Here is an 11,015-nt window from a genome sequence, read left to right as displayed (position 1 = left end):
GGTCGTCTCCTCCCCTAGCTCCGGGCCCGCGTGCGCGGGTCGATCAGTCCGTACAGCAGGTCGACGACGAGGTTCGCGCCGAGGACCGCCAGGGTGATGAACAGGAAGATGCCCTGCATGAGCGCGTAGTCGTTGTTCGTCACGGCGGACAGCAGCTTCGACCCGATGCCCGGGTACGAGAACACCTGCTCGGTGACGACGGACCCGGACACGATGAACCCGAGGGAGATCGCGAACCCGGCGACGGACGGCAGCACGGCGTTCCGGGCGGCGTAGTTCCGCAGGATCTTGCCGTCGGACAGGCCCTTCGCCTGCGCGGTGGTGATGTAGTCCTCGGACAGCGTCGACACCATCATGTTCCGCATGCCGAGCAGCCAGCCGCCGAGCGACGCGAGCACGATCGTCACCGCCGGCAGCACCCCGTACTGCACCGCCGAGACGATGAAGTCCCAGTTGAACCCGGGTGTCAGGATGACGTCGTAGCCGCCCTGCGCCGGGAACAGGTGGAGCCCGGTGGCGAAGAAGTACACCAGGATCAGCGCGAGCCAGAAGTACGGCACCGCGGCGAGCAGGGTGGTGGCCGGCACGAACGAGTCCAGCCAGGTGCCGGGCCGCCACCCGACGAAGGCCCCGAGGCCGACGCCGATGATCGCGGCCACGATGGTGGCGATGCCGACCAGGGCGATGGTCCACGGCAGCGAACTGCCGATCACCTCGGTGACGGGTGCCGGGAAGTAACTGACGGACACGCCGAGGTCACCGCGGAACACGTTGACCAGGTAGTGGCCGTACTGGGAGATGAGCGGCTCCGAGGAATCGCCACCGAGGAGCAGCTCGTACGCCTCCCGGGTCGCCGGGGTCACCTGCCCGCCGCGCTGCTGGAGCTTGGCGAGCAGGATGTCCACCGGGTTGCCGGGCAGGAGCCTGGGGATGATGAAGTTCAGCGTCAGGGCCGCCCACAGTGCGACGACGTAGAAGCCGATCTTGCGCAGGAAGTAGGTCATCGTCGAGTGCCCCTCGGTCGCGATCCCATCGGTGTCAGCCCTTCGCCGGCTTGAGCGCCTTGAAGATCTCGGCGTTGTCCGGGCTCGCCCAGACCGCCGGGAACGCGTACAGGTCGTCCTTCGTCGGCCAGCCGGTGAACTTCGCCGCGTGGAACTCGCTCGTCGTGCCGCCGGTCATCACGGGGATGTAGGGCAGGTCCTCGACGATGTGCTCCTGGATCGTGTCGAGCTCGGGCTGGGTCGCCGCGGTGTCCTCGGGGTTGATCGTGGCGAGCTTCGCGATGGCCTTGTCGACGTCGGGGTTGCTGTACCGCGAGATGTTCATCGGGGCCGCTGCACCGACCTTCGCGGTGTTGGCCGTCGTGAAGTAGTTGTTGTACAGGTAGTACGGGTTCGCCGTCGGGCCCTGGCCGAGCGAGTCGATCGCGAGCTCGAAGTTGCCCTTGGTCTTCTTGTCGGTCCACTCGTTCCACGACGACTGCTGCGCCTTGAGCTCGATACCCGCGGCCTTGAGCTGCTGCGTCATCGTGTCGATCGCGGTGATGTAGTCGGTCCACCCGGTGACGACCTCGACCGTCAGGGACAGCTTCTTGCCGTCCTTGGCGTAGATGCCGTCGGAGCCCTTCTTCCACCCGGCGTCCTCGAGGGTCGAGGCGGCCGCGTCGGTGTCGGCGGTCTCCGGCATCACGGCCGGCTCGATGTCCTTCGAGATGGTGTCCTTCTGCGTCGTGGTGAGCGCGAAGGTCGGCGAGATCTCGCTCGCGGTGTTCTCGAACGCCAGCGAGTTGAGCTGCTTGCGGTTGATGGCGTCGGCGATGGCGTGGCGGACGGCCGGGTCGGTCTGCGGGCCGGCGCAGCCCAGGTCGGTGTTCGCGCAGGTCAGCAGGGCCATCTGGTTCTGGCCGACGGTGATGCCGTCGTAGCCGTTGTAGTTGGCGGGGATGTCGTCCATGTTCGGCACCGGGCCGGTCTGCCAGTCGATCGACCCCTGCTTCAGTGCGTCGGCGCCGGCGGTGTTGCCGGAGAGCGACAGGTAGCGGATGGTCTTCACGGCCGGGGCGCCGTCCCAGTACTTCTTGTTCGCCTCGAGGGTGAACGCCTGCGCCTTGAAGGTGCCGAGCGTGTACGGGCCGGTGCCGACGGGCTCGCGCACGACGTCGGTGGTCGGGTCGATGTCCTTCCACAGGTGCTCGGGCACGATCCAGGTCTTGCCGAGCAGGTTCGGGCCGAGCACGAACGACGGCTTGTCGAACGAGACGACCACCTTGTCGTCGCCGTCGGCCTTCGCGGTGCCGTCGTAGCCGATCGAGTTCAGGGCCTTCTGCTTCTTGAGCATGTCGAGCGTGAACACGACGTCCTTCGAGGTGAAGGGTTCGCCGTCGCTCCAGGTGGCCCCGTCGCGCAGCGTGATGGTGAGCTGCGTGCCGTCGTCGTTCCACTCGTAGGACTTGCCGAGCAGCGGCTTCGGGTCCTTCGTGTTGACGTTGGTGATGAAGAAGAGCGACTCGTAGATCGTGCCGACGCCGCCGATGTTGGACGGCGACCACGGGTTGAAGTTGATCTGGTAGTCGCCGGACTGGCCGGTGTACGCCACCAGGGTCGAGGCAGCGGCGTCGTTCGTGCTGGCGGTGCCGCTGGAGCTGCAGCCGCTGAGCGCGAGGCCGGCTGCGAGGAGAACGGCGCCGCCGATGGCGAGCCGTGAACGGGTTGGGTTGAACATCGTTGTCCTCTCGGTCTGCGTCGTCGCAGGGTCCACGTTGTGAGCGTGATTGTTACACGCGTAAACTAAGGCGGTCAAGGGGTCGGGTCACGGCCCCGTAACGATGAGGAGACGCAATGGAGCGGACCACCCTGGACGGCACGTGGACCCTCGAGGCGGTGACCGGGCCCGAGCAGTCGGCGGAGCACCGCGAACCGGTCGAGGCGCAGGTCCCCGGCTGCGTGCACACCGACCTGCTGCGGGCCGGCCGGATCCCTGACCCGTTCGACGGCGACGGCGAGGCCGCCACCCAGTGGATCGGCGACACCGTCTGGCGCTACCGCCGCACGTTCGACTGGACCGCGCCGGACGAGACCCGCCACGACCTCGTCGCCGAGGGCCTCGACACCCTCGCCACGATCGAGCTCAACGGCATCGTCGTCGCGACCACCGCCAACCAGCACCGCTCGTACCGGTTCCCCGTCGGGCACCTGCTCCGACCGGGCACGAACGAGCTCGTCGTCACGTTCGACGCGCCCGTCCCCGCAGCCGAGCGTCTGTCCGCACTGCACGGCGGCGAGCTGCCCCACGTCAACCACCACCCCTACAACGCGCTCCGCAAGAACGCGTCGAACTTCGGGTGGGACTGGGGCGTCGACGTCGCCACGAGCGGCATCTGGAAGTCGATCGGCATCGAGTCCTGGAGCGGCGTCCGCATCGCGGCCGTCCGCCCGCTCGTCGACCTCGACGGCACCACCGGTGTGCTGTCGGCCCACGTCGACGTCGAGCACGCCGGTTCCACCGGCTCCTTCTCACAGGCGATCGGCAGCGCGCCCGTCGCGTCCGCGGACGGTTCTGCGGGCAGCGGCCTGGAGGCCCGGATCACCCTGGCCCCGCACCCCGCGTCCGCAGGGCACCCGGGTTCCGACACCGCCGGCCGGGTGGTCGGCGCGCGCCCCGTCGTCGACGGCGCGGCGACCGTCCGCCTCGAGGTCCCCGACGTCGCCGTCTGGTGGCCCCGCGGCGAGGGCGACCAGCCGCTGTACGACGTCCGGGTCGAGGTCGGCGACGACGTGTGGACCGGCCGCGTGGGCTTCCGCACCGTCACGCTCGACACCGCCGCCGACGCCGGCGGCGCGCCGTTCCTGCTGCGCGTCAACGGCCGTCCGGTCATGGTGCGCGGGGCGAACTGGATCCCCGACCACGCCTACCTGACCGAGATGACGCCCGAGCGCTACGCGGACCGGATCCAGGACGCGATCGACGCGAACATGAACCTGCTCCGCATCTGGGGCGGCGGGATCTACGAGTCCGACGACCTGTACGACCGGTGCGACGAGCTCGGCGTCCTGGTGTGGCAGGACTTCCTGTTCGCCTGTGCCGCCTACGCCGAGGAGCCCTGGCTCGCCGACGAGGTCGAGCCCGAGGTCCGCGAGGCCGTCACCCGCCTCAGCCCGCACCCGTCGCTCGTGGTGTGGAACGGCAACAACGAGAACCTCGTCGCCTACGCCGAGTGGGGCTGGCGGCCGTCGCTCGTCGGCCGGACCTGGGGCAACGGCTACTACCGTTCCCTGCTCCCGTCGATCGTCGCCGAGCTGGACCCGACCCGGCCGTACACGCCGGGCAGCCCGTTCTCGTTCGACGAGTACCTGACGCCGAACGACCAGCGGAACGGCAGCGTGCACATCTGGGACGTCTGGAACCGGCTCGACTACCGCGCATACGCCGACTGGGAGCCGCGGTTCGTCGCCGAGTTCGGGTTCCAGGGCCCGCCGGCGTGGTCGACCCTGACCGCGGTGGTGCACGACGAGCCCCTCGACCCGGACGGCCACGAGATGCTCGTGCACCAGAAGGCCGACCAGGGCAACCGGAAGCTCGCCGACGGCATGCGCGGGCACCTGCCCGAGCCGGCCTCCATCGAGGACTGGCACTTCGCCGCGCAGCTCAACCAGGCGCACGCGATCCGCTTCGGCATGGAGTGGTTCCGCTCCCGCACGCCCGACAACACCGGCATGGTCGTCTGGCAGCTCAACGACGACTGGCCCGTGGTGTCCTGGGCCCTCGTCGACCACGCCGGCATCCGGAAGCCCGTGTGGTACGCCGTCCGGCAGGCCTACCAGCCCGTGCTGCTCACCGTGCAGCCGTCGTCCGGCGGCCAGGGTGGGCTCGACGTCGTCCTCGTCAACGCGTCCGGGGCGTCGGTCGCCGACGAGGTCACGGTCTCCCGCGTCGCCTTCGACGGCACCGTGCTCGAGTCGTCGTCGTTCACGCTCGCGGCCGACCCCGCCGATGCCGCCCGGGTGCAGCTGCCGTCGTCGCTCGCGGTACCGGGCGACCCCGGTTCCGAGGTCCTCGTCGTCACGGGAGCCGGCACCCGCACGGTGCACGACTTCGCCGAGGTCGTCGACCAGGCGCTCGAGCCCTCGCCCCTGTCGACGGTCGTGTCGGCGACGGACGACGGCGCGACGGTCACCGTGACGGCGACGGCGTACGCGCGCGACGTCTCGCTGTTCCCCGACCGCGTGGATGCGGCCGCCCGCGTTGACGACGGGTTGGTGTCCCTGCTCCCCGGCGAGTCGGTGACCTTCACGGTGACGGGTGCGCCGGGCATCGCCGCACAGGAGCTCGTCCACCCGCTCGTCCTCCGCCACGCGGGTTCGCTCCTGCCCTGAACGGGGCGTCGCGCTGACGGTTCCGGTTCACGATCCCCCGGGTTCGCGAACCGGAACCGTCGGTCGAACGTGCTCAGTCGAGGGCGCGGAGCTCCAGCACGATCGCGGTCGCGGGGGCGAGCAGCGGGAGCCGTGCGCCGACGTCCTCGAACACGGCGCCCGTCAGTTCCAGGTGCCCGCGCACGAGCCACTCCGGCGGCACCATGTCGAGCCCGTGCGGCACGGCGAGCCCGGCCACCGGGGCGAGCCGGTAGCGCCGCGACCGGTCGAGTCCGCGCACCCGGAGCGGCACCGGCAACGACCTCGGCCCCGTCTCCGTCCGCGCCACCCGCACCAGCGCCCGCGAACGGTCGGTGGCCACGACCGACGTCGCCACCGTCCCCGGGTCCCCGAGGTCCAGGTGCCGCAGCCGCCCGGAGTGAAGCAGCCCTCGCTCCCGTCGGTACAGCGCCGTCCAGGCCCGGAGCCGGTCGAGCTCCTCGGGTGACAGCTTCGTGATGTCGGTCTCGATGCCGGCCGAGCCGAACAGCGACACCGCCATCCGGAAGTCCAGGTCGAGGTGCCGGCCCGTGGTGTGCGAGATCTCCGGCCCGACGTGCGAACCGATCAGCTCGAGTGGCAGCAGCACCTCGGTCCAGCGCTGGATCGGCAGTCGCTCGAAGGCGTCGTTCGAGTCCGACGGCCACACCCGGTCGGTCCGCTCGAGCACGCCGAGGTCGATCCGGGCACCGCCGCTCGCGCACGCCTCGATCTCGAGCCACGGGTGCCGCGCACGCAGCTCGTCCATCAAGGCGTACACGCCGCGGGTGTGCGCGTCGATGCCGGCGCGACCCGCGTGCACCGCGTGCACGATGTCCCGGTTCTGGTCCCACTTCACGAAGTCGACGTGGTGCGCACCGATCACGCGGGACATGCTCTCGAGCACGTGGTGCCGGGCCAGCGGGTTCGCCATGTCGAGCACGTACTGGTTCCGCCACGTGCGGACGTCGTCCTCAGGGCGCTGCAGCATCCACTCGGGGTGGGCCTCCGCCAGCTCGGAGACCGGGCTGACCATCTCGGGCTCGAACCACAGGCCGAACTCCATGCCGAGCGCACGCACCCGGTCGACGAGCGGTGCCAGCCCGTCCGGCCACACCGTCGGGTCGACGCGCCAGTCCCCGAGCGAGGTCGCATCCGACCGCCGGCCGAGGAACCACCCGTCGTCGAGCACGAACCGCTCGACCCCGATGTCGGCCGCCGTCTCCGCCAGTGCCACCAGGGGCTCGAGCTCCTGCCGGTAGTAGACGGCCTCCCACGTGTTCAGCACCACGGGCCGGGGTCGTCGCGGGTGCCCCGGACGGCTGCGCAACGAGTCGTGCAGGCGGTCGGACAGCCCGTCGATCCCGGTGTCGCTCCACACGAACACGGCGTCGGGGGCGGTGAACGACTCCCCCTCGCCGAGCACGACCTCGCCGGCGCGCAGCAGTTCCCCGGCACCGAGCAGCGGTCGCGCCTCGGCGAGCTGGTCGTACCGGTACACGGAGTCGGCGCTCCAGGCCAGGTGCACCGCCCACAGCTCGCCCTCGGCATCCGAGAACCCGGGCGTCCCGAGCACGAGCAACGTCGGCGAGTCGTGTCCGGTCCGCCCGCGACGGCTCTCGCGCGCGTGGCTCCCGGCGGTCGCTGCCCGGCGCTGCGGGGTGCGCTCACGGGTCCACCGTCCGCCCAGGTCGAGCACCTCGGTGATCCGCTCTCCCACCGGCAGCGTCGCCTCGAGCGCCTGCACGTGCACGGGTCCGGCGTGCGTGTTCGTCACCGTGTGCCGCACCCGCAGCACCCCGGCGGTGTCGAGTGCGAACTCGCTCCGGAGCGCCACCGAGTCCGACTCGGCGGTCACGACGATCCGCTGTTCGTCCGCGACGGAGACGACAGCCGTGGCGACCTCACGCCACCGCGGCACCAACGGCAGCCCGTCCACGTGCCCCGCGATCCCCGGTCGACCCTCCCACCCGTCGCGCTCGGTCGGCAGCACCGTGAGGGGCCACCGCGCGTCGAGCGCACTCGGTCCGAGCGGCCGGCCGAGTGCGAGCAGCAGGTCGGCCGTCTCGTCCGGCGCGACGGGCCCGACGTCCCGACCCCAGTGCAGCACCTCGGGCAGCCCGTCCGCCGCGGAGGCCAGCACCAGCGACACCCCGGCTGATCGCAGCACGTGCACCCGTCGATCGCCTGCACCGACGGCTGTCGACTCGCGCTCCACGACGGTCACGAGGCCCGCTCCTCGCGCAGCACGCGGACGCGTCCGGCCGGCACGACGGTGTCCGGCCCGTGGCCGGACCCGTCGAGCAGGTCCGTCCCGGACGCGACGACCGTGACGTCGTCAGCACGGTGGTTGACGAGGAACAGGAAGGCGGAACCGTCGTCGCCGACGCGACGCACCGCCTCCAGGCCGGGAGGCCCGGTGACCGTCCGCAGGATCCCCCGCTCCGCGATCACCCCGTCCACGAGCCGTTGGATGCTGTCGTCCGCGAGCATCGCGGACACGTACCAGGCGCCGCCGCCGACGGCGCGGCGCGTGACGGCGGGCCGGCCCGCGAGCGGGCCGTCGGTGTACCGGAGCACGGACTCGGCGTCCTCGAGCACGACCGCTTCGGCCCAGTCGGTGACGACCTCGCCGTCGTCGAGGGTCCAGCGTTCGTCGCGCTGCAGCGGGGTGAACTCCTCGCTCCAGGCGCCGAGCACCTGGCGGAACGCTCCCGGGTAGCCCCCGGTGCGGATGCGCGCGGTCTCGTCGGCGACGCCGGACAGGTACGTGACGACCAGGGTGGCGCCGCGGTCCACCACGGCGGACAACCGCGCGGCGGTCGCGTCGTCGACGATGAGCATCGTCGGCACGACGACCACGTCGTAGCCGTCCAGGTCGGCGTCGGCGGGGACCACGTCCGTGAGCACCTGCCGGTCGTGGAACGCGCGGTGCCAGGCGCGGAGCTCCCGGCCGTAGCGCAGGCCCCGGTGCGGCTTGAGCCCTGACTGCACGGCCCACCCGGAGGCCTCGTCCACGACGATCGCGACCCGGGCCGGCTCGACTCGGGTGCCCTGCACGGGTGCGAGGTCCTGCAGCGCCCGGCCGAGGGCGAGGATCTCGCGCCAGATGCGTGTGCGGGTGCCGGCGTGCGGGAGCATCGCCGAGTGGAACTGCTCCGCGCCCGCGGTGGAGGCCCGCCACTGGAAGAACAGCGCCCCGTCGGACCCGTGCGCGACGTGCGCCAGGGCGTTCCGGACGAGCTCCGCGGGTTCCTTGGCGCGGTTGCGCTGCTGCCAGCTCGGGCCGCCCGTCGAGTGCTCCATGAGCAGCCAGGGACGGCGTTCCGCCGACATCCCGCGCATCCGGTCACCGGCCAGCGCGAGGTCCTGCTCGCGGCGGGCGTCGTGGACGAGCGTGTAGTGGTCGTTCGCGACGATCGCCACGTGCTTCGCCCACCCGGCGTAGTCGACGACCTGCGACCCGGCGCCCACCATGAAGTTCGTCGTGACCGGCACGTCCGAGTGCTGCTCGATGACGGCTTTCTCAGCGTCGTACTGGCGGAGCAGGGCGTCGGACGAGTACCGCTCGAAGTCCAGCGCGAGCCCGGGGTTCGGCGCACCACCCACACCGCGCGGCGGCGAGACCTCGTCGAACGAGGTGTAGGTGTGCCCCCAGAAGGCCGTGCCCCACGCGTCGTTCGCGGCCTCGACGTCGCCGTACTCCGAGACGAGCCAGTGCCGGAAGTCCGCTGCCGACTCCTCGCAGTAGCACCGGCCGTTGCCGCCGCCGAGCTCGTTGCTCACGTGCCAGAGCCGCACCGCCGGGTGTCGGCCGTACCGCTCGGCCAGCGCGTCGACCATGCGGAGCGCCTGTTCCCGGAACAGCTCGGAGGCCGGGCACCACCCGAGTCGCCCACCCGGTCGTTCCCGACGCTCCGTGGCGTCCACGGGCAGGATCTCCGGGTGTGCGGTCAGCAGCCAGTTCGGTGGGGCAGCGGTCGGCGTCGCGAGGTCCACCGCGATGCCGTGCTCGTGCAGCAGCGCGAGCACGTCGTCGAGCCACTCCCACGTGAAGTCCCCCGGCGACCGCTCGAGCAGTGCCCACGAGAACACCCCGACGGTGACCAGGTTCACGCCGGCCTCACGCATCAGGCGAACGTCCTCGAGCCAGGTCTCCCGGGGCCACTGCTCGGGGCTGTAGTCGCCGCCGAACGACAGGCCGTCGGTCGGCCACGGGACGGTGGGGGCAGCGGTCACGGCATCTCCTTCGATGGTGTGGACCGCTCAAGCCTCCCGTCTGCGTCCGCGTTTGTCAACGTGTGTAACTAACGTCGCGACACCTCTACCGGCTCCCTCGGCCGATCACTCCCCCAGCAGCCGACGGATGGCGAGGACCGCCCCGGCGCGTGCCCACTCCGAGAACTCGAACGGCTGTACCTCCACCGTGACCGGCTCGGTGTACGGCGCCAGGGCGGCCCGCATCGACTCGTCGACGGTCGCCCGCGCCAGGTCGTACACGGGCAGCCCGTCGCCCGTCAGCACGATCGCTGCGGGGTCGGCAATGTGCACCGCGGTGGCGAGCAGGACCCCGAGGGCACGGCCGGCATCCTCGAACGCAGCGAGGGCTGCCTCGTCGCCGTCCCGGGCGAGCTCGACCACCTGGTCGTAGGTCTTCCCCTCGTGCCCGGCGTTCCGCACGATGACCGGGCTGGGCAGGTAGCTCGAGGCACACCCGGCGTGACCGAGGCCACAGTCCGGACCGCCCCCGAGGACGGGAAGGTGGCCGATGCGCCCCAGCCGTCCGTGCTCCCCGGTGGAGACCTGCCCGTTCGCGATGAGCCCGAGGCCCAGGCCCTCACCGACCGTCACGAGGACCATGGACCCGCGACCGGCACCCGCACCGAACCAGTGCTCCTTCGCGGTGAGCGCGTGGACGTCGTTCGCGGTGAACGTGGCGATCCCCGTCCGCTCCTCGAGCATCCGGGCGAACGGCACCTCGTGCCACCCGAGGAACACCGACGCCGCGACGACGGACTCCCCGGCGCGGACCATGACGTCACCGGGCAGCGAGACCCCGATCGCGCAGATGGCTGGATGCGCAGCACGGAGTCGGCCGAGCACCACCGTGATCTGCTCCGCGAGCGACTCGGCGGCGGTGTCGTCGATGCCTTCTTCGTGCAGGGCGAGGACCCGTCCACCCAGGTCCGTGACCGCGGCGTACAGGCGGTCCTTCGTGAGCTTGATGCCGAGGAACTCCCACTGCCCGCTGCTCACCTGCAGGAGCTCCGACGGCCGGCCGGTGGCGCCGCGCACATCAGTGCCGACCTCGACCACGAGCCGCTGTGACACGAGGATGCGCATCGCCCGCGTGAGGCTCGCCCGTGAGAGCCCGAGTGACCGAGCGATCTCGGCGCGGGAGAGCACCCCGTGGATGAGGATCTCCCGCAGCGCCAGTCGGGAGCCGTCGGGCAGGGCCGGCCAGGCTTCGGTCATCGTTCCTCCGTCGTCGGCTGATCCTACGGCCTGACCGGGCCCCGTCGACAAGGACCCAGAACGGGCCGGAAACGCAGAAAACCCCTGACCACGAATGGTCAGGGGTTCCCTGGTTCTTCTACGTTAAGTCCGGCGGCGTCCTACTCT

Annotated in this window: 6 protein-coding genes; 1 reads left to right on the top strand and 5 read right to left on the bottom strand. The window is 71.2% G+C overall.

What is annotated here, in order from left to right; translation table 11 throughout:
* Nucleotides 1-14 precede the first annotated feature (14 nt).
* A complete protein-coding gene (locus tag HQQ79_RS06475) occupies nucleotides 15-1,004 on the bottom strand; it encodes an ABC transporter permease (protein WP_071247140.1) in 990 nt (329 codons plus the stop codon).
* A 34-nt stretch (nucleotides 1,005-1,038) separates the two neighbouring features.
* Entirely contained in the window at nucleotides 1,039-2,724 is a 1,686-nt protein-coding gene (locus tag HQQ79_RS06470; RefSeq protein ID WP_173033162.1) for an ABC transporter substrate-binding protein, read from the bottom strand.
* Between the two features lie 116 nt (nucleotides 2,725-2,840).
* Here HQQ79_RS06470 and HQQ79_RS06465 point away from each other — a divergent pair, with 116 nt between their 5' ends.
* Complete coding sequence (locus tag HQQ79_RS06465) at nucleotides 2,841-5,375, top strand: glycoside hydrolase family 2 protein (RefSeq protein ID WP_173033160.1); 2,535 nt, start codon at nucleotides 2,841-2,843, stop codon at nucleotides 5,373-5,375.
* Between the two features lie 73 nt (nucleotides 5,376-5,448).
* Here the strand turns inward: HQQ79_RS06465 and HQQ79_RS06460 are convergent, their stop codons facing one another.
* The 3 genes from HQQ79_RS06460 to HQQ79_RS06450 all read right to left on the bottom strand — a co-directional run bounded on the left by HQQ79_RS06460 (nucleotide 5,449) and on the right by HQQ79_RS06450 (nucleotide 10,868).
* Nucleotides 5,449-7,620 (bottom strand): alpha-galactosidase, encoded by a 2,172-nt coding sequence (locus HQQ79_RS06460; protein WP_367948066.1) that lies wholly within the window; start codon nucleotides 7,618-7,620, stop codon nucleotides 5,449-5,451.
* On the bottom strand, nucleotides 7,617-9,632 hold the full coding sequence (locus HQQ79_RS06455; protein ID WP_173033158.1) for a beta-galactosidase: 2,016 nt from the start codon (nucleotides 9,630-9,632) through the stop codon (nucleotides 7,617-7,619). The genes HQQ79_RS06460 and HQQ79_RS06455 overlap by 4 nt, the downstream gene beginning before the upstream one ends.
* A 105-nt stretch (nucleotides 9,633-9,737) precedes the next feature.
* On the bottom strand, nucleotides 9,738-10,868 hold the full coding sequence (locus tag HQQ79_RS06450) for an ROK family transcriptional regulator (protein ID WP_173033156.1): 1,131 nt from the start codon (nucleotides 10,866-10,868) through the stop codon (nucleotides 9,738-9,740).
* Nucleotides 10,869-11,015: the final 147 nt, after the last annotated feature.

The sequence above is a fragment of the Curtobacterium sp. VKM Ac-2852 genome (assembly GCF_013205045.1).
Lineage (GTDB): Bacteria > Actinomycetota > Actinomycetes > Actinomycetales > Microbacteriaceae > Curtobacterium > Curtobacterium flaccumfaciens.
Note: the sequence above shows the minus strand (reverse complement) of the source record. Positions and strands in the feature narration are given on the sequence as shown.